This is a genomic window from Streptomyces sp. DSM 118878 (assembly GCF_052936595.1).
Genome location: NZ_CP193622.1, coordinates 4,280,341 through 4,303,977 on the forward strand (window position 1 = coordinate 4,280,341; position 23,637 = coordinate 4,303,977).

General features: G+C 70.9%; 21 protein-coding genes and 1 pseudogene. 6 read left to right on the forward strand and 16 right to left on the reverse strand.

The genetic code is table 11. The features are described from left to right. Positions 1 to 111 precede the first annotated feature (111 nt). The gene (locus tag ACRAKF_RS19025) at positions 112 to 1,302 is read left to right on the forward strand and encodes an NADH:flavin oxidoreductase (protein ID WP_447038359.1); all 1,191 of its coding nucleotides are present in this window, start codon (positions 112 to 114) and stop codon (positions 1,300 to 1,302) included. Positions 1,303 to 1,355: 53 nt separating this feature from the next. Here the strand turns inward: ACRAKF_RS19025 and ACRAKF_RS19030 are convergent, their stop codons facing one another. The 7 genes from ACRAKF_RS19030 to ACRAKF_RS19060 all read right to left on the reverse strand — a co-directional run bounded on the left by ACRAKF_RS19030 (position 1,356) and on the right by ACRAKF_RS19060 (position 7,553). Continuing rightward, positions 1,356 to 1,769 carry a DUF3151 domain-containing protein gene (locus ACRAKF_RS19030; protein ID WP_447038360.1) on the reverse strand — a complete coding sequence of 138 codons (414 nt, stop codon included), beginning with the start codon at positions 1,767 to 1,769 and terminating at the stop codon, positions 1,356 to 1,358. 114 nt (positions 1,770 to 1,883) lie between these two features. Then, the gene (gene fbaA, locus ACRAKF_RS19035; RefSeq protein ID WP_447038361.1) at positions 1,884 to 2,906 is read right to left on the reverse strand and encodes a class II fructose-bisphosphate aldolase; all 1,023 of its coding nucleotides are present in this window, start codon (positions 2,904 to 2,906) and stop codon (positions 1,884 to 1,886) included. A gap of 136 nt (positions 2,907 to 3,042) precedes the next feature. Beyond that, complete coding sequence (pyrE, locus tag ACRAKF_RS19040; protein ID WP_358709961.1) at positions 3,043 to 3,591, reverse strand: orotate phosphoribosyltransferase; 549 nt, start codon at positions 3,589 to 3,591, stop codon at positions 3,043 to 3,045. 10 nt (positions 3,592 to 3,601) lie between these two features. Beyond that, the gene (locus ACRAKF_RS19045) at positions 3,602 to 4,396 is read right to left on the reverse strand and encodes an aldose epimerase family protein (RefSeq protein ID WP_447038362.1); all 795 of its coding nucleotides are present in this window, start codon (positions 4,394 to 4,396) and stop codon (positions 3,602 to 3,604) included. A gap of 25 nt (positions 4,397 to 4,421) precedes the next feature. Next, complete coding sequence (locus ACRAKF_RS19050; RefSeq protein ID WP_447038363.1) at positions 4,422 to 5,309, reverse strand: carbon monoxide dehydrogenase subunit G; 888 nt, start codon at positions 5,307 to 5,309, stop codon at positions 4,422 to 4,424. A gap of 60 nt (positions 5,310 to 5,369) precedes the next feature. Continuing rightward, complete coding sequence (locus tag ACRAKF_RS19055) at positions 5,370 to 6,938, reverse strand: polyamine aminopropyltransferase (protein WP_447038364.1); 1,569 nt, start codon at positions 6,936 to 6,938, stop codon at positions 5,370 to 5,372. Between the two features lie 90 nt (positions 6,939 to 7,028). Next, a complete protein-coding gene (locus tag ACRAKF_RS19060; protein WP_447038365.1) occupies positions 7,029 to 7,553 on the reverse strand; it encodes a DUF2617 family protein in 525 nt (174 codons plus the stop codon). A gap of 803 nt (positions 7,554 to 8,356) precedes the next feature. Here ACRAKF_RS19060 and ACRAKF_RS19065 point away from each other — a divergent pair. Continuing rightward, complete coding sequence (locus ACRAKF_RS19065) at positions 8,357 to 9,562, forward strand: pyridoxal phosphate-dependent aminotransferase (RefSeq protein WP_447038366.1); 1,206 nt, start codon at positions 8,357 to 8,359, stop codon at positions 9,560 to 9,562. A 106-nt stretch (positions 9,563 to 9,668) separates the two neighbouring features. Here the strand turns inward: ACRAKF_RS19065 and ACRAKF_RS19070 are convergent, their stop codons facing one another. Next, entirely contained in the window at positions 9,669 to 10,208 is a 540-nt protein-coding gene (locus tag ACRAKF_RS19070; protein ID WP_447038367.1) for a YbjN domain-containing protein, read from the reverse strand. A 94-nt stretch (positions 10,209 to 10,302) separates the two neighbouring features. Continuing rightward, positions 10,303 to 12,918 carry an ATP-dependent chaperone ClpB gene (gene clpB / locus ACRAKF_RS19075; RefSeq protein ID WP_447038368.1) on the reverse strand — a complete coding sequence of 872 codons (2,616 nt, stop codon included), beginning with the start codon at positions 12,916 to 12,918 and terminating at the stop codon, positions 10,303 to 10,305. A gap of 166 nt (positions 12,919 to 13,084) precedes the next feature. Here clpB and ACRAKF_RS19080 point away from each other — a divergent pair, with 166 nt between their 5' ends. Then, positions 13,085 to 13,522 carry a pyridoxamine 5'-phosphate oxidase family protein gene (locus ACRAKF_RS19080; protein ID WP_447038369.1) on the forward strand — a complete coding sequence of 146 codons (438 nt, stop codon included), beginning with the start codon at positions 13,085 to 13,087 and terminating at the stop codon, positions 13,520 to 13,522. A gap of 150 nt (positions 13,523 to 13,672) precedes the next feature. Here ACRAKF_RS19080 and ACRAKF_RS19085 read toward each other — a convergent pair whose 3' ends face one another. Together ACRAKF_RS19085 and ACRAKF_RS19090 are read right to left on the reverse strand one after the other, a co-directional pair. Then, entirely contained in the window at positions 13,673 to 14,020 is a 348-nt protein-coding gene (locus ACRAKF_RS19085; protein ID WP_447038370.1) for a hypothetical protein, read from the reverse strand. Beyond that, positions 14,017 to 14,196, reverse strand: coding sequence for a hypothetical protein (locus ACRAKF_RS19090; protein WP_447038371.1), 180 nt, complete (start codon positions 14,194 to 14,196; stop codon positions 14,017 to 14,019). The genes ACRAKF_RS19085 and ACRAKF_RS19090 overlap by 4 nt, the downstream gene beginning before the upstream one ends. A 131-nt stretch (positions 14,197 to 14,327) precedes the next feature. Here ACRAKF_RS19090 and ACRAKF_RS19095 point away from each other — a divergent pair, with 131 nt between their 5' ends. Beyond that, positions 14,328 to 15,317: a helix-turn-helix transcriptional regulator gene (locus tag ACRAKF_RS19095; RefSeq protein ID WP_447038372.1), complete on the forward strand. Its 990-nt coding sequence runs from the start codon at positions 14,328 to 14,330 to the stop codon at positions 15,315 to 15,317. Further along, positions 15,317 to 15,985 (forward strand): annotated as a pseudogene (locus tag ACRAKF_RS19100) (helix-turn-helix transcriptional regulator); the annotation flags it as partial. The gene ACRAKF_RS19095 and the pseudogene ACRAKF_RS19100, both read left to right, overlap by 1 nt. A 103-nt stretch (positions 15,986 to 16,088) precedes the next feature. Here ACRAKF_RS19100 and ACRAKF_RS19105 read toward each other — a convergent pair. The 5 genes from ACRAKF_RS19105 to dnaK form a co-directional block, all read right to left on the reverse strand. Further along, positions 16,089 to 16,592: a hypothetical protein gene (locus ACRAKF_RS19105; RefSeq protein ID WP_447038373.1), complete on the reverse strand. Its 504-nt coding sequence runs from the start codon at positions 16,590 to 16,592 to the stop codon at positions 16,089 to 16,091. Between the two features lie 137 nt (positions 16,593 to 16,729). Continuing rightward, positions 16,730 to 17,191: a heat shock protein transcriptional repressor HspR gene (locus ACRAKF_RS19110; RefSeq protein ID WP_447038374.1), complete on the reverse strand. Its 462-nt coding sequence runs from the start codon at positions 17,189 to 17,191 to the stop codon at positions 16,730 to 16,732. Position 17,192: 1 nt separating this feature from the next. Further along, complete coding sequence (gene dnaJ, locus ACRAKF_RS19115; RefSeq protein WP_447038375.1) at positions 17,193 to 18,389, reverse strand: molecular chaperone DnaJ; 1,197 nt, start codon at positions 18,387 to 18,389, stop codon at positions 17,193 to 17,195. A gap of 33 nt (positions 18,390 to 18,422) precedes the next feature. Beyond that, positions 18,423 to 19,121: a nucleotide exchange factor GrpE gene (gene grpE, locus ACRAKF_RS19120; RefSeq protein WP_447038376.1), complete on the reverse strand. Its 699-nt coding sequence runs from the start codon at positions 19,119 to 19,121 to the stop codon at positions 18,423 to 18,425. Further along, positions 19,121 to 20,980, reverse strand: coding sequence for a molecular chaperone DnaK (dnaK, locus tag ACRAKF_RS19125; RefSeq protein ID WP_447038377.1), 1,860 nt, complete (start codon positions 20,978 to 20,980; stop codon positions 19,121 to 19,123). Before dnaK ends, grpE begins: the two co-directional genes overlap by 1 nt. A 272-nt stretch (positions 20,981 to 21,252) precedes the next feature. On the opposite strand from dnaK, the gene ACRAKF_RS19130 reads away from it, so the two are divergent. Next, entirely contained in the window at positions 21,253 to 23,535 is a 2,283-nt protein-coding gene (locus ACRAKF_RS19130; RefSeq protein WP_447038378.1) for a heterodisulfide reductase-related iron-sulfur binding cluster, read from the forward strand. The last annotated feature ends 102 nt before the right edge of the window (positions 23,536 to 23,637 follow it).

A 23,637-nucleotide genomic window follows, 5' to 3' on the forward strand; every position in this document is an offset into this window, starting at 1 on the left:
CCCTTCACGGTACCCGCCTTCGCATCAACATGGCCAAAGACGTTACGGTGCTGTCAGTGCCGATCGAAGAATGACCACGAAGACCTTCGCACCAGAGCCCTGGAGGGCCGCATGGAAGCCACGGAAGCGACGGAAGCCACGGAAGCGACAGCGGAAGCCGCGACGGAAGCAGCGACGGCAGCGACGGCCGGAGCCGCCCAGCGGGCCGCCCGCGTCCTCGGCCGCCCCTTCGACATCAACGGCCTCACCCTGCGCAACCGCATCGCCATGGCCCCCATGACCCGCGAGTTCTCGCCGGGGGGCGTGCCCGGCGAGGACGTCGCGCGGTACTACGCCCGCCGCGCGGCCGGCGGCGTCGGCCTGATCGTCACCGAGGGCACGTACGTCGACCACCCCTCGGCCGGCAGCAGCCACCGCGTCCCGCACTTCTACGGCGACGCGGCGCTCGCGGGCTGGCGCGGGGTCGCCGAGGCCGTGCACGCGGCCGGCGGCCGCATCGTCCCGCAGCTCTGGCACGTGGGCGCCACCCGCGACGAGGGCCAGGGCCCGATCCCCTCCGCACCCCCGGCGGGCCCCTCCGGCCTCGGCCTCGACGGCGAGGCCAAGGGCCACGCGATGACGGGCGCGGACCTCGACGCGGTGATCGGCGCCTTCGCCGACAGCGCGGCCGCCGCCGAGCGGATCGGCTTCGACGGCGTCGAACTGCACGGCGCCCACGGCTACCTCATCGACCAGTTCCTCTGGGGCCGCACCAACCGCCGCACCGACGGCTACGGCGGCGGCCTCGCCTCCCGCACCCGCTTCGCCCGGGAGATCGTCGAGGCGGTGCGCGCGGCGGTCTCGCCGACGTTCCCGGTGATCTTCCGCCTCTCCCAGTGGAAGGCGAACGCCTTCGACGCGAAGCTGGCGGAGGACCCGGCCGAACTCGACGCCCTGCTCGCCCCGCTGGCCGCCGCGGGCGTCGACGCCTTCCACGCCTCCACGCGCCGCTACTGGCTCCCCGAGTTCGATGGCGACGACCTCAACCTCGCGGGCTGGGTCAAGAAGCTCACCGGCAAGGCCACGCTGTCCGTCGGCTCGGTCGGCCTCGACAAGGAGTTCGTGGGCCCGCAGGGCTTCGCCAGGGAGTCCGTGTCCACCGGCATCGACCTGCTCCTCGACCGCATGGAGCGGGAGGAGTTCGACGTGATCGCGGTGGGCCGTTCGCTGATCAGCGACCCCGAGTGGGCCGACAAGGCGGTCTCCGGCCGCTTGGCCGAGGCGGCGCCGTACGACGCCGGGCTGCTCGGCACGCTGCACTAGTCACGGCCCGCGGGCCCGCGGTGTGCTGCCGCGGGCCCGCCCGAGCGCTGGAACTAACCCAGCGTCTCCGCCGCCGTCTGCGAGGAGTCGCGCAGGAAGCCGGCGCAGCGCTCGTACTCCTCCTGCTCGCCGATGGACTGCGCGGCCCGCGCGAGGCCGTGCAGGGCCCGCAGGAAGCCGCGGTTGGGCTCGTGCTCCCACGGCACGGGCCCGTGGCCCTTCCAGCCGCTGCGGCGCAGGGAGTCGAGCCCCCGGTGGTATCCCGTACGGGCGTACGCGTACGACTCGACGACGCTGCCCCGCTCGAACGCCGCGTCGGCGAGCTGCGCCCAGGCGAGCGAGGACGTCGGGTACTTCGCGGCGACGTCGGCGGGGTCGGCGCCGTTCGCGAGGAGCTCGCGCGGCTCCGGGTCGTCGGGCAGATGGGTCGGGGGCGGTCCCCCGAGGAGATCCTTGTGAATGGCCATGGGACCAAGTCTGCGGCATGCCCGTACGACGAAGGCCCCGGGTCACCGACCCGGGGCCTTCGCACGCGTGGAACGCGGGGTACCGCTTCAGCCGCGCACCCGCGCAGCGCGGGGTTACTTCAGCTTCGTACCCGTGGAGCGCAGGTTCGCGCAGGCCTCGGTGACGCGCTTGGCCATGCCGGCCTCGGCCAGCTTGCCCCAGGTGCGCGGGTCGTACGTCTTCTTCGAGCCGACCTCGCCGTCGACCTTCAGGACGCCGTCGTAGTTGCTGAACATGTGGTCGGCGACGGGCCGCGTGAACGCGTACTGGGTGTCGGTGTCGAGGTTCATCTTCACGACGCCGTTCTCCAGGGCGGTCGCGATCTCCTCGGCGGTCGAGCCGGAGCCGCCGTGGAAGACGAAGTCGAACGGTGAGGTCTTGCCGTACTTCGAGCCGACGCCCTCCTGGAGGTCCTTCAGGAGCTCCGGACGCAGCACGACGTTGCCCGGCTTGTAGACGCCGTGCACGTTGCCGAAGGAGGCGGCCAGGAGGTAGCGGCCCTTCTCGCCCAGGCCCAGGGCCTCGGCGGTGCGGATCGCGTCGTCGACGGTGGTGTACAGCTCGTCGTTGATCTCGTGGGTGACGCCGTCCTCCTCGCCACCGGTCGGGGTGATCTCGACCTCAAGGATGATCTTCGCGGCGGCGGCCTTGGCGAGCAGCTCCTGGCCGATGGCCAGGTTGTCGGCGAGGGTCTCGGCGGAGCCGTCCCACATGTGCGACTGGAAGAGCGGGTTGCGGCCCTGCGCGACGCGCTCGGCGGAGACGTCGATCAGCGGACGGACGTACGTGTCCAGCTTGTCCTTGGGGCAGTGGTCGGTGTGCAGCGCGACCGTCACGTCGTACTTCGCGGCGACGATGTGCGCGAACTCGGCGAGCGCGACCGCGCCGGTCACCATGTCCTTGCTGTACTGGCCGCCCAGGAACTCCGCACCACCCGTGGAGATCTGGATGATGCCGTCGCTCTCGGCCTCCGCGAACCCGCGCAGCGCGGCGTGCAGGGTCTGCGAGGACGTCACGTTGATGGCCGGGTAGGCGAACTTGCCTGCCTTCGCCCGGTCGAGCATCTCGTTGTAGACCTCGGGAGTTGCGATGGGCATGTGTCCGCTCCTTGTGATGTGCGGGTGGGTGCTGTGCTGCTTGACCCTGACCTGGGGGCGACGACATTGTCGCCCCCATCCTTCCAGACTCGGCCGCCGGACCGGACTCGGACGTCAGTCCGGACCCAGGCCGTCGTCAGTCCAGGCCCAGGTCGTCCTTGGAGTACGCGAACAGGTACGGCACCCCCGCGCCCTCGGTGATCTTCTCGCCGGCGCCGGTGGCGCGGTCCACGATCGTGGCGACGCCGACGACCTCGGCGCCCGCCTCGCGGACGGCCTCGACGGCGGTCAGCGGTGAGCCGCCGGTGGTGGAGGTGTCCTCGACGACCAGGACGCGGCGGCCCTTGATGTCGGGGCCCTCGACGCGGCGCTGCATGCCGTGCGCCTTGGCGGCCTTGCGGACCACGAAGGCGTCCAGGCGCCTGCCGCGCGCGGCGGAGGCGTGCAGCATCGCCCCCGCGACGGGGTCGGCGCCCATGGTCAGGCCGCCCACCGCGTCGAAGTCGAGGTCCGCGGTGAGGTCCAGCAGGACCTGGCCGACCAGCGGGGCGGCCTCCCCGTCGAGGGTGATCCGGCGGAGGTCGATGTAGTAGTCGGCCTCCAGGCCGGAGGAGAGCGTCACCTTGCCGTGCACGACGGCCTTGTCCTTGATCTGCTGCAGCAGCTCGCCGCGTACGTCAGTCATGCCTAAGAGCTTAAAGCCGTCGCCAGGTCCACGTGGTGGACGTCTCCAGGGGCTCGATCGGGGTCACCAGGCGGGGCGTGGTGTTGAGCCCGTCCGGCGGACCGGTCTGCGGTTCCACGCACACCGCGGCGGCCTGCTCGTCGTAGACGACGACCCACTGCTCACGGCTCGTGACGTTGACTTCGAGCCGTTCGGGCCAGGTCAGCGTGACGTCGACGCCGTCGGGCATGCCGAAGCAGTCGTCCCAGGGGCCGGGCTCCGGGTCGATCCGCCGGCCGGTCGGCAGGTGGTCGGCGCCGCGCTCCTCCTGCCAGGCAGGGGTGAAGTCGATGCGTACGGGACCGCCGCCGCCCTCCAGGGAGCGGTTGAACCACGGGTGCCAGCCCGCCTGCGCGGGGAAGGAGTCGCCGTACGTCTCGATGCCGAGGCGCAGCGTCAGCGACTCCTCGGCGAGCTCCACGATCTGCGTGACGCGCCCCGGGTAGGGCCAGGGGTCGGCGAGGTCGTAGGTGAAGACGGCCTCGGTGTCCGACACGCGGGCCGTGCGCCACTCGGCGTCCCGCGCGAAGCCGTGGATGGCGTGCGGCGGGGAGTTCAGCGGCATCTGGTGGACCACCGCCCCGTCGCGGAACCGGCCGTCCCTGATCCGGCCGCACCAGGGCACCATGGGGAAGGAGCCGTACTTCTGCCCCTGCCGCAGCAGCTCGACGCCGCCGATGCGCAGGCTTCCGATGCGGCAGCCGTTGCCCGGCTGCACCGTCACTTCCGCGTCTCCCGCGGTCAGGGTCACGTCTTTGGTACTCACGGTGGCGACCCTACGGCGTGCGGGCTCAGCGGCGGCGGCGCAGGGCCCTTCCGACCACGATCGCCGAAGCCACCGCCAGGGCCGCCGCGGGCGCCGCCCAGCGGAGCGTGGCGCCCGCCGACAGCGCCTCGGGGGCGGGCGCGGGGGCGTACCGGCCGCGGGGCGGGGCGTGGTCGACCTCCTCGGCGCTGCGGCCGATCATGGTGCGGCGGGCGTGCGCGGCCTCGGCGGGCGGTACGTCGATGTCCTCGACGTCACCCATCTCGGCGAGCCGCTCGGGCCCGTCCGCGTCGTCCAGCTCGGTCAGTTCGTCCAGGTCGTCGAGGTCGAGCGCGTCGGCGAGGTCGAGCACGTCGTCCGCGTCGTGCGCGTCGTCGGCGTCATGCGCGTCCAGCGCGTCGTCCAGACCCTCGTCCCGGTCCGTCTCCCCGCCCGCGTCGGCGCCGGTTGCCGCGGCGTCCCGCGGCGGCCCCGAGTCCGCGGGCGCCGCCGCCGCGAGCCCCTCGGCGAACCGGTCGAGGAGCCGCAGCACGGCCGACTCGACCGCCTGGGGGGTGTTCTCCTCGATGATGCGCCCGTCCGCGCCGGCCGTCCCGCCGAAGACGAGGTTCGCCCCGGCCGTGGCCGGTTCGATCCGTACGGTCAGGGAGAGCCGGACGGAACCGGAACCGCGCGCCTCGGTCGCCTCGCCCTCGATGGCGTACGTCCCGTCGCCGCGGGTGTGGATGCTCGCCGACCCGCGGTACGTGATCGAGTGGCCGCCGACGCGCACCTTCAGGCGTCCGGAGAGCGGACCCGCCGCGTCGTCGGCGTCGCGCTGAAGCCCGGGCACCGCCCCGGCGACCCGTTCGGGGTCTGCGAGGACCTGCCGGAGACGCGTCGCCGGAACCGGAACGAACACCTCATGCTCCATGACAATCGAGCCTACCCACGCACCCGCCCCTATGTGCGCCGGTTCGGCGCAGCGGATACGTCAGTTCGCGTAACGCGGACGCACCAGGGTGGACGCCACCAGGTCCGGCACCCTGGTCCGCCGCACCTCGCGGGCGCCCGCGCGCACCACCGCCGTCCGCTCGGCGCCGGCCGGCGCGGGGCACGCCCGCGAGGCGAGCACGAAGCCCCAGTCGCGCGCCGCCCGCACCCCCTCCGAGGTGCGGTCGGGGCCCGCGGCAAACCCCGACCGGCGGCCTCCCACCTGGTACGGCACGGTCCGCAGACCCGCCGCCCGCAGCGTCGTCTCCACCGTCCAGAAGACCCGCGGCCGGGTCGTCACGGGCCCCGCGTGCACGGAGATCCGGCCACCGGGGGCCAGGACACGGGTGGCGAGGCCGTAGAACTCCTGGGAGTACAGCTTCGTGCTCGCCGTGATGCCCGGGTCCGGCAGATCGGAGATCACCACGTCGTACGAGCCGCGCGCGGCACGCAGCCAGCGGAAGGCGTCAGCGATCACCACCCGCACCCGGCGGTCGCGGTACGCGTGGCCGTTGAGCGCGCTCAGGGCCGGGTCGTGCCGCGCCAGGTCGACGACGCCCGCGTCCAGCTCGACGACGTCGACGCGGCGCACCCCGCGGTGGCGCAGCACCTCGCGCACGGCGAGACCGTCGCCGCCGCCGAGGACCACCACCCGCCGGTGGGGGCCGCTCATCGCCGGGTGGACGAGCCCCTCGTGGTAGCGGTGCTCGTCGCGGCCGCTGATCCGCAGCCGTCCGTCGAGGTAGAGGTCGAGGGAGCGCCGGTCGCCGCCGGTGAGGACGATCTCCTGCACGTCCGTCTGGACGGCCACGCGCACATCGGCGCCGTACACCGCCCGTCGCGCGGCCCGCTCGAAGTCGTCGACGAGGACGGCGGCCGTGGCGAGCAGGGAGAGGACCAGGACGTTGACCGTGAGCAGCACCCAGCGGGCACGCCGGCTCAGGTCGCGCCAGAAGAGGCCGAGGACGAGCGCGCCGCCCGCGAGGGTGTTGACGGCCCCGGTGAACAGGGCACCGGTGAGCTGGCCGAACACCGGGAGCAGCAGGAACGGGAAGGCGAGGCCGCCGGCCAGCGCGCCCACGTAGTCGGCGGCGAAGAGGTCGGCGACGGCGCCGCTCGCCTCCTGGCGCCGGACGCGCTGGATGAGCACCATCAGGAGCGGTACCTCGGCGCCGATGAGGATGCCGATGACCAGGGAGAACGCGACGAGCAGCAGCCGCGAGCCGCCCGCCCACGCCTCGCCCTCGTCGCCGGTCCACGCGAACGCCGCGTACACCGCCATGGCGCTGCATCCGCCGACCAGGGCGAGGGTCGCCTCCAGGAAGCCGAACGAGGCGGAGGCGCGGCACCGCAGCCGCTTGGCGAGCAGCGAGCCGATGCCCATCGCGAAGACCATCACGGAGAGCACGACCGAGGCCTGGGTGACCGAATCGCCGATCAAGTACGCGGCGAGGGCGACCAGTTCGAGTTCGTACACGAGTCCGCAGGCGGCGCAGACGAACACGCCCACGAGGACGAAGAAACGTCCCGCCCGGGGCGAGACCGGCAACGGTACCGACGGCTCGATCACGCCAGGAACGCTACGACACCCCAGTCTGCCGCCAAGTCACCCACAAGGGTGTAAATGACCCGGCGGATGTGTAGACGCGCCGTCGCGGGTTCAGAGCGCGGCGGGCAGCGGCATCCGCACGCCGACCCGGGTCCGCGTGGCCACCAACTGGCCCTCCTGCGGGTAGGCGTGCCATGTCCGCCACATCACCGAGCCCTCGTGCCGCTGCGCGAGCAGGGCGGTGAAGGCGTGCGGGCTGCCGGGGAAGACCCCGGCCAGGCCGTGCGGGTGCTCGGCGACCAGGGCGAGCAACTCCTGGGCGCGGCCCGCGAACTGGCCGCGTGAGAGCGTCTCGACGCGCGCGGCGAACTCGTACTCCCACTCGCCCACACGCTTGGAGACGCCCAGCGGGAGCGGTGTGCTGCTGCCGGGGATGCAGGCCACGGTCTCGGAGCACGTGCCGCGCTCCTGCTCGAGGAGGACCTGGTGCGAGGCGCCGAGCAGCCTCAACTCCATTTTCGCCCCGGCCAGTTCGAGGTCCAGGGTGGCCAGAGCGGGCAGAGGGCCGCGGCCAAGGGCCCATGCGAGGTCCTCGGCGCGCGTGTCGGTATAGACAGTCTTCAAGGTCGTGAGCATGGGTCGGCTCCGCTAACACGCAATGGAGGGGGGACCGGCGCACCGGATCGGACCCGGGACGCCGAAATACCGGCTCGTGCCCACGAGCACGTCACGTACGGATGTCCCGGTATCGGACCCTGAAACCTGTGACGGACCTCTGAGGGCGTGCTGACTGACGAGGTAATCATGGTCGGCGACACTCCACAGCACTTTTACCCAACTTCATGCACTTTCCACCCCTGGGGGATGCCCGGTTCAACTGTTCAATGCGCCTCGCGCCGTGCGGCACCTGGAACACGCCCCCCGGCCACACCAGTTGACGCGGCCACCCGGCGCGGCCCCGCCAACGTCGAAGCGCCCGGCGGAAGTTGCCTTCCCGCCGGACGCTCCTTGGACCGGTGGACCAGCTGCCCCGTGTCAGCTGCCTCCGCCGCATCCTCCCCCGCCGCCCCCGCCACCCCCGCACGAGGAACCGCCCCCGCATGAGGAACCGCCCCCGCACGAGGATCCGCCACTACCGCCGGAGTCGCCGGTCCACCAGCTCCCGCCCCCCACACCGCCCGACGAGCTGCCCGAGCCGACGCCCGCGTGCGAGCCCTGCCCGCTGCTCCATCGCCGCCCGACCACCGAGACCAGCACGAAGAAGACCAGCACTCCGATGAAGATGAAGGCACCGTTCACGGCGACCACACCCCTTCCCGTTCCCCGCAGCGGGGTCCCCCGTGGGCCCTCGCCTTCTCGCGTGACAGGGGGATGCCCGGGCCCGCGGCGCCCCAAAGCAGAGTTGAGGAAGTCCAGAGGTTCGGCGCAGGATGGCGGCCATGACCTCCACATCCGGGAGCGGGCGCCCGCTGCTCAACCGCCGCCTGACCGAGTTCGGTACGACGATCTTCGCCGAGATGTCCGCCCTCGCGGTGACCACGGGTGCGATCAACCTGGGCCAGGGCTTCCCGGACACCGACGGCCCCGAGGCCGTCCGGGAGGCGGCGGTACGGGCGCTGCGCGACGGCCGCGGCAACCAGTACCCGCCGGGCCCCGGCGTACCGGAGCTGCGCGCGGCCATCGCCGGGCACCAGCTCTCCCGCTACTCCCTCTCGTACGACCCCGACCGCGAGGTCCTCGTGACGGCGGGCGCGACCGAGGCCATCGCGGCGTCCCTGCTCGCCCTGGTCGAGCCGGGCGACGAGGTCATCGCCCTGGAGCCCTACTACGACTCGTACGCCGCCGCCATCGCCCTCGCCGGCGGCACCCGCGTCCCGGTCACCCTGCGCCCGCGGGACGGCCGCTTCCACCTCGACCTGGACGAGCTGCGCGACGCGGTCACGCCCCGCACCCGGCTGCTGCTGCTCAACACCCCGCACAACCCGACCGGCACGGTCCTCTGCCGGGCCGAGCTGGCGGAGATCGCGAAGCTCGCCGTCGAGCGCGACCTGCTCGTCGTCACCGACGAGGTCTACGAACACCTCGTCTTCGACGACGCCGAGCACATCCCGCTCGCCTCCTTCCCCGGCATGCGCGAGCGCACGGTCACCATCGGGTCCGCCGGCAAGACGTTCTCGTTCACCGGCTGGAAGGTCGGCTGGCTGACGTCGTCGCCCGAGCTGGTCACGGCGGTCCGCTCGGCGAAGCAGTACCTCACCTTCGTGTCCGCGGGGCCCTTCCAGTACGCCGTCGCCGAGGCGCTCGCGCTGCCCGACTCCTTCTTCGCCGACTTCCGGGCGGACATGCGGGCCAAGCGGGACCTGCTCAGCGAGGGCCTGGCGGCCGCGGGCTTCGGCGTCTACCGCCCGGCGGGCACCTACTTCGTGACGACGGACATCCGCCCGCTGGGCGACGGCCTCTCCCACGGGGGCGACGGCTTCGCCTTCTGCCGCTCACTGCCGGAGCGGGCGGGCGTCGTGGCCATCCCGAACGCCGTCTTCTACGACCACCGCGACGCCGGCGCCCCCTTCGTCCGCTTCGCCTTCTGCAAGCGGATCCCGGTCCTGGAGGAGGCGGTCGCCCGCCTCAAGTCGCTGGCGGGCTGAGAACGCCCGGCGCGGCACGACGGGAGCCCGGCCGCGGTACGACGAGAGCCCGGCCGGGGTGCTGTGCGCCCCGGCCGGGCTCCGGCCGTACAGGAGGTACGGGCCCTCAGGCCTCGTCGCCGCCCGGCTTCTCGTCCTCGGCGGAATCCACCTCGGACTCCAGGCCGAGCTGCTCGACGAGCCAGCGGTCGAACTCGATCGCGGCGCGCACCCAGCTGACGGTCGAGGACACGAAGTGCTCCAGGGAGACTCCGGTGCCGATCAGCATCTGGGCCTCGCCGATCAGGCGGACCGTGCCGTCGTCGTGCGTGTGGCTGTAGACCTTCGGCCACAGCGTCCGGCGGTTCCAGTCGTCGATCGACTCCAGAAGCTGCTGCTTCTGCTCGATCTGGTGGGGCCGGTCGTAGAACGTCCGCACCGAGAAGACCTGCTGGTCGTCCTCGCCACGGAACATGAAGTACGTGCGGAAGTCCTCCCACGGCGCCGCGAGGTCACCCTCGTCGTCGACGACGTGCTTGAGCTCCATCTGGTCCAGGAGCTGCTTGACCAGATCCTGGTCGGGGACGACGGGGCCCGCCGGTCCTGCTCCCTGCTGCGGTTCGGGCTGGCCCCCGAAATTCGGAATCGAGGACGGGTCGATGCTCACGTGCGTGGTCCCTTCGTATGGATGGGCCCCATCCTCTCCCAAGATGGGGCCCCGGGGGCAAGCCCGGCTCCTCCGAGTCGTGGACGGGACGCCGCTACAGCGACTTGCCCGTGGGGGACCCCGTCGCCGGGCCCACGATCAGGCCGTCCTCGAACCGGTCCACCCGGACCGTGTCGCCGTCCTTGACCTCGCCCGCGAGGATCTCCTTCGCGAGACGGTCGCCGATCGCCGTCTGGATGAGGCGGCGCAGGGGGCGCGCACCGTACGCCGGGTCGTTGCCCTCGTCCGCCAGCCAGGCGAGCGCGTCGGGGGTGACGTCCAGGGTGAGGCGCCGCTCGGCGAGGCGGTCGGCGAGGCGGTCGACCTGGAGCCGGGCGATGTGGGCGAGCTCGTCCTTGCCGAGCGCCGAGAAGACCACCAGGTCGTCGAGCCGGTTGAGGAACTCCGGCTTGAAGGACGCCCGCACCACCTCAAGGACCTGCTGCTTCTTCTCCTCCTCCGAGGTGAGCGGCTCCACCAGGTACTGGCTGCCCAGGTTGGACGTCAGGACCAGGATGGTGTTGCGGAAGTCCACCGTCCGTCCCTGCCCGTCGGTGAGGCGCCCGTCGTCGAGCACCTGGAGCAGGACGTCGAAGACCTCCGGGTGGGCCTTCTCGACCTCGTCGAGCAGCACGACGCTGTACGGGCGGCGCCGCACCGCCTCGGTGAGCTGGCCGCCCTCCTCGTACCCCACGTAGCCGGGGGGAGCGCCGACCAGCCTGGCCACGCTGTGCTTCTCGCCGTACTCGCTCATGTCGATGCGGACCATGGCCCGCTCGTCGTCGAAGAGGAAGTCCGCGAGGGCCTTGGCCAGCTCCGTCTTGCCGACGCCCGTCGGGCCGAGGAAGAGGAAGGAACCGGTGGGCCGGTCGGGGTCGGCGATGCCCGCGCGGGTGCGCCGCACCGCGTCGGAGACCGCCGTCACCGCCTCGCGCTGCCCGATGAGCCGCTTGCCGAGCTCGTCCTCCATGCGCAGGAGCTTGTGCGTCTCCCCTTCGAGGAGGCGTCCGGCGGGGATGCCGGTCCAGGCCCCGACGACGTCGGCGATGTCGTCCGGGCCGACCTCCTCCTTGACCATGGTGTCCTTGGCCTGCGCGGCCTCCTCCTCGGCCTCGGACGCGGCTTCGAGATCGCGCTCCAGGGACGGGATCTCTCCGTAGAGCAGCTTGGAGGCGGTGTCGAAGTCGCCGTCGCGCTGGGCACGCTCGGCCTGGCCGCGCAGCTCGTCGAGCTTCTCCTTCAGGGCACCGACGCGGTTGAGGGACTGCTTCTCCTTCTCCCAGCGTGCCGTGAGCCCGCGCAGCTCCTCCTCCTTGTCGGCGAGGTCGCGCCGCAGCTTCTCCAGGCGCTGCTTGCTCGCCGGGTCGGTCTCCTTGCTGAGCGCCAGCTCCTCCATGCGCAGCCGGTCGACGGCGCGCTGGAGCTCGTCGATCTCCACGGGCGAGGAGTCGATCTCCATGCGGAGGCGGGACGCCGCCTCGTCCACCAGGTCGATGGCCTTGTCGGGCAGGAAGCGCGAGGTGATGTACCGGTCGGAGAGCGCCGCCGCGGCCACCAGGGCGCTGTCGGCGATCTGCACCTTGTGGTGCGCCTCGTACCGCCCCTTGAGCCCGCGCAGGATCGCGATGGAGTCCTCGACGGACGGCTCGGCGACCAGGACCTGCTGGAAGCGGCGCTCCAGGGCGGGGTCCTTCTCGATCCGCTCGCGGTACTCGTCGAGGGTGGTCGCGCCGACCATGCGCAGCTCACCGCGGGCCAGCATCGGCTTGAGCATGTTCCCCGCGTCCATCGCGGAGTCACCGCCCGCACCCGCGCCGACGACGGTGTGCAGCTCGTCGATGAAGGTGATGATCTGTCCGTCGCTCCCCTTGATCTCGGAGAGGACGGTCTTGAGCCGCTCCTCGAACTCGCCGCGGTACTTCGCACCCGCGACCATCGCGCCCAGGTCGAGGGAGACGAGCCGCTTGTTCTTCAGCGACTCCGGCACGTCCCCCTTCACGATCCGCTGCGCGAGCCCCTCGACGACGGCGGTCTTGCCGACGCCGGGCTCGCCGATGAGCACGGGGTTGTTCTTCGTACGGCGTGACAGCACCTGGACCACCCGCCGGATCTCCTGGTCCCGCCCGATGACCGGGTCGAGCCGGCCCTCGCGGGCCGCGGCGGTGAAATCGGTGCCGAACTTCTCCAGGGCCTTGTACTGGCCCTCGGGGTCGGGTGTGGTCACCCGGCGCCCTCCCCTTGTCGTCTCGAACGCGCCGAGAAGCTTCTTGTCGGTGGCTCCGCGCTTGGCCAGCGCCTCCCCGGCCCGGCCGCCCTTGGCGGCGACGCCGATGAGCAGGTGCTCGGTCGAGAGGTACTCGTCGCCCAGCTCCTTGGCGCGCCGCGAGGCGTCGGCGATGACGGCGAGCAGCTCGCGGTCGGGCTGCGGCGGGGCCACGGTGGACCCGGTCACGCTGGGCAGCGCGGCGAGAATCCGCTCGGTGTCGGCGCGCACGGCCGCCTGGTCGGCGTCGACCGCGGCGAGCAGGTCGGTGATGTTCTCGTTCTCCCGGCCCTCCAGCAGCGCCAGCAGCAGGTGCGCCGGGGTCAGGTCGGCGTGCCCGTCGTGCACGGCACGGTCACCGGCCGCGTTGATCGCGTCCCGGCTCCTGTTGGTCAGCTCTGCGTCCACGTGCGCTTCTCCTCCTTACGGTCCAACCACTCACCCGGGCCCACGCGCACCCGTATCGCCGAGTACCCCGTACCGCCCGTCCACACTGACTACGTCAACGTGCACAAAGTTGAGTCTATTCCACTCAAGGCGAGCGGGGTAAGGCAGGGCGGCTATGTTCCGGGCCATGAACACCAAGCCACCCAGCAGACAGGTCGACCCGCGCGACCCGCCCGAGCCCTACCTCAGCTTCTGGCGCGAACGGCACCTGTGCACGTTGACGACACCGCGCCCGGACGGCACCCCGCACGTGGTGCCGGTCGGCGTGACGTACGACCCGGTCGAGGGCGTCGCGCGGGTGCTCGCCCGCAGGACGAGCCGGAAGGTCGCGCACGTCCTCGCGGCGGCGGACGCCGAGGGCGGGCCGGGGGCGCGGGTGGCGGTCTGCCAGCACGCGGGCCGGCGCTGGGCCACGCTGGAGGGCATCGCGACGGTCAGGACGGAGCCGGCGCTGATCGCGGCGGCGGAACTGCGCTACGAGGAGCGCTACGAACGCAGGCCGTCCCCGAACCCCGACCGCGTACTGATCGAGATCCGGGTGACGCGGGCGATGGGCAAGGCGTGAGGCCGCGCGAGGGCGTGCGCTGAGGACGTGCGCTCAGGGACGCGCCGGGGCCGTGCGTGAACGCCACAGCGGCGCCACCGTGTTCAGGTCCACGGTGACGCCGCTGCTGGGGGAAGTGCCTGCGCGATTTACAACGACGGGGGAATCGCGTCAGGCACTGCGGGGGGTGGCTGTGATGCTGTCGGACACGTCGGCCGCGTCCGGGCCCTGTTCTCCTATGATCCGGTGGTCGCGTCGGTCCAGATTGACGAAGACCATGCCGTACCGGACGGCACACCGCACGGGCTGGGGTGCCCCTCGCGGGCGCCGCAGGCACCGGTAGGCGCGGATCTCCTCCTCGTCGTCACGGGTGACGACGATCGGCTCACCCAGCAGGGTCACCATCAAGGAGTCACCGTGGTGGGGGATCGCGGTGACAAGATCGATGAAGTGCCAGCCCGAGCGGTAGGCCGTGGCCATCTCGCGTCGGAAGGTGCGGTCGTCGGGGGGAGTGCTCACGCCCGGCCGCCCCCCTTCGGGAGCACATTCCACGACAGATCCGAGCCCGGTGCGGCCACCGTCGCGACGTCCGCCGGCTGGCTGTTCCAGGAGAGATCGAGAATGGTTACCCCGCCCAAAGCCAGCCCTGCGGAGAAGGTGGTGACAAGCACCGAGCGAAGCATGCGCTTAAACATGATCGGCTTCGTCCTCACTTGGTAGGTTCCTCTCCCCCGGCACAACAAGACGATGTCTCAATTGAGCACGTCAAAGCCACAGGGTCGATGCATCATGTTCCTGCACGTTCAGGACCCTGGGGGGTGGAGATTTGATCACAACAAGCACTAAACCGGCACATCCCCACCCCTCGACCGCCCTCTGTGATGAGGGTGCGAGGCTTTACGCCAGCGCGCTCAGCAGTGGACGCCTGTCGCGACTGGAGGCCGAGAACGCGCCCTGCCTGCTCGAAACCAACCTGCTGCGCCCCGACCCGGACGACAACGACTGGCTGCGCCCGATCCCGCCGTCGGCGGCGCTCGCACAACGCCTCAATCCGATCGAACGGGAAATACAGGACCGACGGCGGCTCGCCGTACAGCTGACCGATCTGTTTGAGCCATTCATGGCCATCACCGCGCGCACCGAACCGACGGGTCACTCGATAACGGTGCTGGAGAACGACGGTCACATCGACGCCGCCATCGAGCGGGCCACGGCCGAATGCCGCCACGAGATCCTCACGGCCCAGCCCGGCGGCGGCCGCAGCGAGGACTCGCTCACGGTGGCCCTGCAACGCGGCCAGACCGTGCTCGACCGCGGCATCACCATGCGCACCCTCTACCAGCACACGGTCCGGCACAGCCAGGGAACGCTGGCGTACGCGGCACGCATGGCCAACGGCAACGTGCACATCAGGACCCTGGAAGAACTCATCGACCGGCTGATGATCTTCGACCGCACGGTGGCACTCATCCCCGCGCGGGAGGACCGCCAGGTCGCCCTGGAGCTCCGGCACCCGGGCATCGTGGAGTACCTCGCCAAGGTCTTCGAGCATCAGTGGCACAAGGCGACGCCCCTGCTCGACGAGGTTCCGTACGCCCCGTCCACCGACGGGATCACCGGCGTCCAGCGCTCCATCGCCAAGCTCCTCATCGAAGGCCACGTCGACGAGGCCATCGCGCGCCGACTCGGCATGAACGTGCGCACCTGCCGCGCCCACATAGCCAAGATCGCCGCCGCCCTCGGCAGCGGCAGCCGCGCCCAGCTCGGCTACCTCATCGCCCAGTCGGGGATTCTCGACCAGGGCCGCCCCCGGTGACGCCCAAGGCCCCCGCGATCACCGTCCTCGACGGGCTCGACCGCATCAACTCCGCGATCGAGCGGGCCATGGAGGACATCACCGAGGAGTTCCTCGCGGTCCAGCCCGGCGGGGCCCGGCCGCCGGAGATCTTGGCCGAAGTCTTCCCCCGTGACCAGGCCGTCCTCCGCCGCGGCTGCCGGATGCGGACGCTCTACCAGCACCCCACGCGCTACTCCCTTCCCGTGCTCGCCCACTTCGAGCACCTGGAGGGCGACGCCGAGGCGCGGACGATGGACGAGGTCACCGAGCGGCTCTTCGTCCTCGACAGGACCGTGGCGTTCATCCCGGCGAGCAAGGACCGCAGCGTCGCCCTGGAGGTGCGCCACCCCGCCCTGGTCGAGCACTTCGCCACCACCTTCTGGCGGCTGTGGCGGCTCGCCACGCCGATGTGGCCGCAGGCCGCGCCCCAGCCGCCCAAGGACGGCGTCACGGCCCGCCAGCACGCCATAGCGGGCCTCCTCGTCGAGGGGCTCACCGACGCCGAGATCGCCACGCGGCTCGGCATGAACATCCGCACGGCCCGCGTGCACATCGCCAAGCTGGCCGCCGTGCTCGGCAGCGGCAGCCGGGCCCAGCTCGGCTACCTCATCGGCCGCTCGGGCCTCCTGGACGCCCGGCACTCATGACGGGTCGGCGCGGCACTCATGACGGGGCCCGGCCCGGCACTCATGCCGGGCCCGGCCCGGCTTGCGTCCGGCGCCTCCGCCGAGGCCCGCTCGCGGCTCCGCGTCACACCCCCGCCCACTCCGTGAGCAGCGCCTCCCGCTCCGCCGTGCGCGGGGTGCCGCCCTCGTGGCGGCGGCCCCACTCCGCCATCACCGCGAGCGTCGTGTGCAGGGTGGCCGCGCCCTCCGTCATGCGGGCGAGGAGCATGCGGGAGAGGTCGAACTCCCGCTGGGAGTAGCCGACCGCCGCCGCGGTGTACGCCATCAGCTCCGTGTCGCCCTCGGCGCCGCCGACCCGGACCGTCATCATCGGGGCCACGTCGTCGCCCCCGAGGCCCAGCGACAGGACCATGTCGACCGCCGCGCCCACGTGCCGCTTCAGCGTCTTGACGGGGACGTGGTCGATGGTCAGCGACCGCACGTCCTCCCAGAGCAGCAGGCCGGGCCGTCCGTCCCCGAGCGGGAGCACACCCTCCGGGGTCAGCCGCACCCCTTCGGCGAGGCCGGACGGCTTCGCCCCCACGTACACATCACCCTCGGCGATCCAGAACAGTCCCACCATGGCCATGCCGAACTACCCACTTCCCCCGGCACACAACGATCAGCGATCAACGGTCAACTTCAGGTCGAGAACGCAAACGCGCGCCGGGGCCAGGAGGTTCCCACCTCCTGGCCCCGGCGCGCGTACGGAACTACCCGCGGACCTCAGTCCGTGGCCCGCTTCGGACGCCAGACCACCAGCGCGCTCGCCTGCTGCACGTCCTGGTACGGGACGAGGTCACGGCGGTACGAGGCGTGCACCGCCGCCTCGCGCTGCTGCATGGCGGCGGCCGCTCCGTCCACGGCCGCGGAGAGCTCCGCGATGCGCGACTGGAGCGCGGCGACCTGGTTCTCCAGCTCGATGATCCGCTTGATGCCGGCGAGGTTGATGCCCTCCTCCTGCGACAACTGCTGCACCGTGCGGAGCAGTTCGATGTCGCGGGCGGAGTAACGCCGGCCCCGGCCCGCCGTGCGGTCCGGGGAGACCAGGCCGAGGCGGTCGTACTGGCGCAGGGTCTGCGGGTGGAGGCCGCTGAGCTGGGCGGCCACCGAGATGACGTACACCGGCGTCTCGTCGGTGAGTTGATACGCCCTACTGAAACCGGACTGTCGACGACGGCCGTCCATCTCATGCTCCCTTCGCGGCCTTGAACAGGTCTGCCCGCGGGTCGTCGCCCGCGGTCGCCTCGCGGTAGGACTCCAGGGCTTCCTTCGCGGCGTCGGACAGGTCGGTCGGGACCGACACCTCCACCGTCACGAGCAGATCGCCCCGGGTGCCGTCCTTGCGGACCGCGCCCTTGCCACGGGCGCGCATCGTACGTCCATTGGGCGTGCCCGGCGGGAGTTTCAGCGTGACGGGAGGGCCGCCGAGTGTCGGCACCTTCACCTCGCCGCCCAGTGCCGCCTCCGGATACGTCACCGGCACCGTCACCGTCAGGTTGTCGCCCTTGCGGCCGAAGACCGGGTGGCTGTCGACGTGCACCACGACATACAGGTCACCGGCGGGGCCGCCGCGCTCGCCGGGAGCGCCCTTGCCGCGCAGCCTGATCCGCTGGCCGTCGGAGACACCCGCGGGGATGCGCACCTGCATGGTGCGGGACGACTTCGCGCGGCCCGAGCCGCCGCAGACGTCGCAGGGGTCCTGGGCGATCAGGCCCCGGCCCTTGCAGTCCACGCACGGGTCGGTCAGCGAGAAACCGCCGCCGCCGCCCCGCGAGACCTGGCCCGTGCCGACGCAGGTCGGGCACACGCGGGGCGTGCCGTTCTTGTCGCCGGTGCCGGAACAGGCCTTGCAGGCCGCCTGGGAGGACATGCGCAGCGGCACCGTCGCGCCGTCCACCGCCTCCGTGAAGCTCAGCGTGACCTCGGACTCGATGTCCTGGCCGCGCCTCGGCTGCGTACGCGTGCCGGCTCCGGCACCCGCGCCGCCGCGGTTGAACAGGCCCCCGAAGACGTCACCGAGGCCGCCCCCGAAGCCGCCGGCCGCACCGCCACCGCCCTGACCCGGGGCGCCGCCTCCGAAGAGGTCGCCCAGGTCGAAGTTGAACGATCCGCCGCCGGCCCCGGGGCCCTGCCGGAACCCGCCGTTGCCGAAGAGAGCACGCGCTTCGTCGTACTCCTTGCGCTTCTTGGGGTCACCGAGGACGTCGTTCGCCTCGGAGATCTCCTTGAAGCGCTCCTCCGCCTTGACGTTTCCCTTGTTGGCGTCCGGGTGGTTCTCGCGTGCGAGCTTCCGGTACGCCTTCTTGATCTCGGCCTCGGTGGCGTCCTTGGGGACGCCGAGGACCTTGTAGTAGTCCTTCTCGATGAAGTCCTTGGTGCTCATCCCCGACGTCCCTCCTCACTCGTCTCGTGACCGTCAGCCCTCTTCCGGGCCACCGGTCTCCTTCTCGTCCGCCTTCTCCGCGGCGGCGGAGCCCTCGGCCTCGTCGCCCTTCACGGTCTGCGCGCCGGGCTGCGGCTCGGCGACGGCCACCCGCGCGGGGCGGATGGTGCGCTCGCCGAAGCGATACCCCGGCTGCAGGATCGCGACGCACGTCGTCTCGGTGACGTCCGGGGCGTAGCTGTGCATCAGGGCCTCGTGGATCGTCGGGTCGAAGGGCTCGCCCTCCTTGCCGAACTGCTGGAGGCCCAGCTTGGCGACGACGGTCTCCAGCGATTCGGCGACCGACTTGAAGCCGCCGACCAGCTCGCCGTGGTCCCGCGCGCGGCCGATGTCGTCGAGGGTCGGCAGGAGCTCGGACAGGAGGTTCGCCGAGGCGATCTCCTTGACCGACACCTTGTCCCGCTCCACCCGACGGCGGTAGTTCTGATACTCGGCCTGCAACCGCTGGAGGTCCGCGGTGCGCTCGTTGAGCGCGGTGCGCACCTGGTCCAGTTGGGCGGTCAGGCCCACGTCCTGGGCGGACGTCTTGCTCTCCGTGTCCCCGGCCGGGGCCGCCGGGCCCTCCTCGCTGGAGGGCTCGGCGGCCTTCGGCGCCGCGTCGTCAGAGGTGGCGCCGGAGGGGACGTCAGACTGGTCGGCGTTCTCGCCGAAGCCCGGGGTCTCCTCGGTCATCAGGCGGCGCCGCCCTTCTGGTCCTTCTCGTCGTCGACGATCTCGGCGTCGACGACGCCGTCGTCGTCCTTGGGCTGCTCGCCGCCGGGGGCCGCGCCCTCGGCGCCGCCCGCGGCCTGCGCGCCCTGGGCGTCGGCGTACATGGCCTGGCCCAGCTTCTGCGAGACGGCGGCGACCTTCTCGGTGGCGGTGCGGATCTCGGCCGAGTCCTCGCCCTTGAGCTTCTCCTTCAGCTCGCCGACGGCTTCCTCGACCTCGGTCTTGACGTCAGCGGGGACCTTCTCGGCGTTGTCGCTGAGGAACTTCTCCGTCTGGTAGACGAGCTGCTCGCCCTGGTTGCGGGACTCGGCGGCCTCGCGGCGGGCGTGGTCCTCGTCCGCGTACTTCTCGGCCTCTTCGCGCATCCGGTTGACCTCGTCCTTCGGCAGCGAGGAGCCACCGGTGACGGTCATCTTCTGCTCCTTGCCCGTGCCCAGGTCCTTCGCGGTCACGTGCATGATGCCGTTGGCGTCGATGTCGAAGGCGACCTCGATCTGCGGGACACCGCGCGGGGCCGGCGGCAGGCCCGTCAGCTCGAACATGCCGAGCTTCTTGTTGTACGCCGCGATCTCGCGCTCGCCCTGGTAGACCTGGATCTGGACGGACGGCTGGTTGTCCTCGGCCGTCGTGAAGATCTCGGAGCGCTTGGTCGGGATCGTGGTGTTCCGCTCGATGAGCTTCGTCATGATCCCCCCCTTGGTCTCGATGCCGAGGGACAGCGGGGTCACGTCGAGGAGCAGGACGTCCTTGACCTCGCCCTTGAGGACACCGGCCTGGAGGGCGGCGCCGATGGCGACGACCTCGTCCGGGTTCACACCCTTGTTGGCGTCCTGGCCGCCGGTCAGCTCCTTGACGAGCTCCGCGACGGCGGGCATGCGGGTCGAGCCACCGACGAGAACGACGTGGTCGATCTCGGAGAGCTGGATGCCCGCGTCCTTGATGACGTTGTGGAACGGCGTCTTGCAGCGCTCCAGGAGGTCGGACGTGAGCTGCTGGAACTGGGCGCGCGTGAGCTTCTCGTCCAGGTGCAGCGGGCCCTCGGCGGAGGCCGTGATGTAGGGCAGGTTGATCGTGGTCTCCGTGGAGGAGGACAGCTCGATCTTGGCCTTCTCGGCCGCCTCGCGCAGGCGCTGGAGCGCCATCTTGTCCTTGCCCAGGTCCACGCCGTGGCCGTTGTTGAACTGCTTGACCAGGTAGTCGACGACGCGCTGGTCCCAGTCGTCACCACCGAGGTGGTTGTCGCCGTTCGTGGCCTTCACCTCGACGACGCCGTCGCCGATCTCAAGGAGCGAGACGTCGAAGGTGCCGCCACCGAGGTCGAAGACCAGAATGGTCTGGTCGTCCTTGTCGAGGCCGTAGGCGAGAGCGGCGGCGGTCGGCTCGTTGACGATGCGCAGGACGTTCAGGCCCGCGATCTCACCGGCCTCCTTGGTGGCCTGGCGCTCGGAGTCGTTGAAGTACGCCGGGACGGTGATGACCGCGTCCGCGACCTTCTCGCCCAGGTACGACTCGGCGTCGCGCTTCAGCTTCTGCAGGATGAACGCCGAGATCTGCTGGGGGTTGAACGCCTTGTCGTCGATGTCCACCTTCCAGTCGGTGCCCATGTGGCGCTTGACCGACCGGATGGTCCTGTCGACGTTGGTGACCGCCTGGCGCTTGGCGACCTCGCCGACGAGCACCTCGCCGTTCTTCGCGAAGGCGACGACGGACGGCGTGGTCCTGGCGCCTTCGGCGTTGGTGATGACGGTGGGCTCGCCGCCTTCGAGAACGCTGACGACGGAATTAGTCGTGCCCAGGTCGATGCCGACCGCACGTGCCATTTCGGTTCCTCCAGATGTACTTCTTGAGTGGATCTGACTCAAGGATGCACGGTCGCTGCGCTTGCGTCAACAGAAGTGAGCCTAGGGGGCTCAACTCTTATCCCAGGCTTACGCGCAATGCTTCCCTGACGGGGCGCGGCAAAGGGTGGCCTGAGCGACGCAGATCACCGCCTCGCTGGCTACAGTGCGACCGGGTAAATGGGTAGTCTCAGACGGACTGCATAAGTTACCGCTTAGTAATAGTCCGCCTCGCAGGCCCGAGGAGCCCCCGAATGCAACTCGCCGCGATCATCGTGTCGCTGGTTCTGACCGTGGTCGGCGTAGCGCTGCTCGCACGCGCCATCGGCCAGTTCGTCCGGTACTTCAAACTCGGACAGCCCGTACCCGCGGGAACCCGGACCGACAATCCATACCAGCGCAGCGTGACGCTCGTCCGGGAGTTCCTCGGGCACACGCGGATGAACCGCTGGGGCATCGTCGGATTCGCCCACTGGTTCGTCGCCATCGGCTTCCTGACGCTGCCGCCGACGATCATCACCGCGTACGGCCAGCTCTTCCAGGCCGACTGGATGCTTCCGGTCATCGGCGGCTTCCTGCCGTACGAGCTCTACATCGAGTTCATCGCCGCCATGACCACGGTCGGCATCGTCACGCTGATGGTCATCCGGCTGCTGAACCTGCCCTCGCGCCCCGGGCGCAAGTCCCGCTTCACGGGCTCCAAGATGGGTCAGGCGTACTTCGTCGAGTACGTCATCCTCACCATCGGCCTGGCGATCTACGTCCTGCGCGGCCTCGAAGGCGCGCTGCATCACGTGGACCACTACGAAGCCGCGTACTTCGCCTCGTACCCGCTGATCCTGGCCTTCAAGGGTCTCAGCCTCGCGACGCTTCAGACCCTGGTCTACTTCACCGCCATGATCAAGCTGGGCACCACCATGATCTGGATGATCACGGTGAGCCTCAACACCAACATGGGCGTGGCCTGGCACCGCTTCCTGGCCTTCCCGAACATCTGGTTCAAGCGCGAGGCGACCGGCGGGACCGCTCTCGGCGAGCTCCAGCCGATGACGTCCGGCGGCAAGCCGATCGACTGGGAGGACCCGGCCGAGGACGCCGTCTTCGGCGTCTCCCAGGTCGAGCAGTTCTCCTGGAAGGGCCTGCTCGACTTCTCCACCTGCACCGAGTGCGGCCGATGCCAGTCGCAGTGCCCCGCGTGGAACACGGGCAAGCCCCTCTCCCCCAAGCTCCTGATCATGTCGCTGCGCGACCACGCGCACGCCAAGGCCCCGTACCTGCTCGCGGGCGGCGGCAAGACCATGGAGGGCGACGAGAAGGCCACGCCCGAGCAGCTTGCCGACGTGCCCGCCGCCGCCCTCGCCGAGGCCGAGCGCCCCCTCATCGGCACGGCCGAGGAGAACGGCGTCATCGACCCGGACGTCCTGTGGTCCTGCACCACCTGCGGCGCCTGCGTCGAGCAGTGCCCGGTCGACATCGAGCACATCGACCACATCGTCGACATGCGCCGCTACCAGGTGATGATCGAGAGCGCGTTCCCCTCCGAGGCGGGCACGATGCTCAAGAACCTGGAGAAGAAGGGCAACCCCTGGGGCCTCGCCAAGAAGCAGCGCCTGGAGTGGCTCAAGGAGCTCGACTTCGAGGTGCCGGTCGTCGGCAAGGACATCGAGGACCTCACCGAGGTCGAGTACCTGTACTGGGTCGGCTGCGCCGGCGCCCTCGAAGACCGCGCCAAGAAGACGACGAAGGCCTTCGCGGAGCTGCTGCACATCGCGGGCGTCAAGTTCGCGATCATGGGCGGCGACGAGAAGTGCACCGGTGACTCCGCCCGCCGCCTCGGCAACGAGCCGCTGTTCCAGCAGCTCGGCCAGGAGAACGTCATGGCGCTGAACATGGCGTTCGGCGAAGAGCTCGACGACGACGGCAAGGTGACGCCGGAATCGGCGAAGCCCAGGACGGCGAAGAAGATCGTCGCCACCTGCCCGCACTGCCTGAACACGATCGGCAACGAATACCCGCAGCTCGGCGGCGACTACGAAGTCATCCACCACACGCAGCTTCTCCAGCACCTCGTGGACGAGGGCAAGCTCGTCCCGGTCACGCCGGTCGAGGGCCTCATCACGTACCACGACCCGTGCTACCTGGGCCGTCACAACAAGATCTACACGCCGCCGCGCGAGATCATCGCGTCGGTGCCGGGCCTGCGCAACGAGGAGATGCACCGCCACAAGGAGCGCGGCTTCTGCTGTGGCGCCGGTGGCGCCCGGATGTGGATGGAAGAGCGCATCGGCAAGCGCGTCAACAACGAGCGCGTCGACGAGGCGCTCTCCCTCGACCCGGACATCGTCTCCACCGCCTGCCCGTTCTGCCTGGTCATGCTGACCGACTCGGTCAACGGCAAGAAGAACGACGGCAAGGCGAAGGAGTCCGTCCAGGTCGTGGACGTGGCGCAGCTCCTGCTCGACTCCGTCAAGACGCCGGTCGACCCGGCGGGCGACGAGGAAGCGGCGGACGCACCGACACCGGAGCCGGTGAAGTAACCGGCCCGCCCTTCCACCGCCCAGGCCGATTCACCGCCCAGGCCGGTCCCACCCTCCGGGGCGGGACCGGCCTGTCGCGCTTTGTCAGGCCGTCGCGGCAGC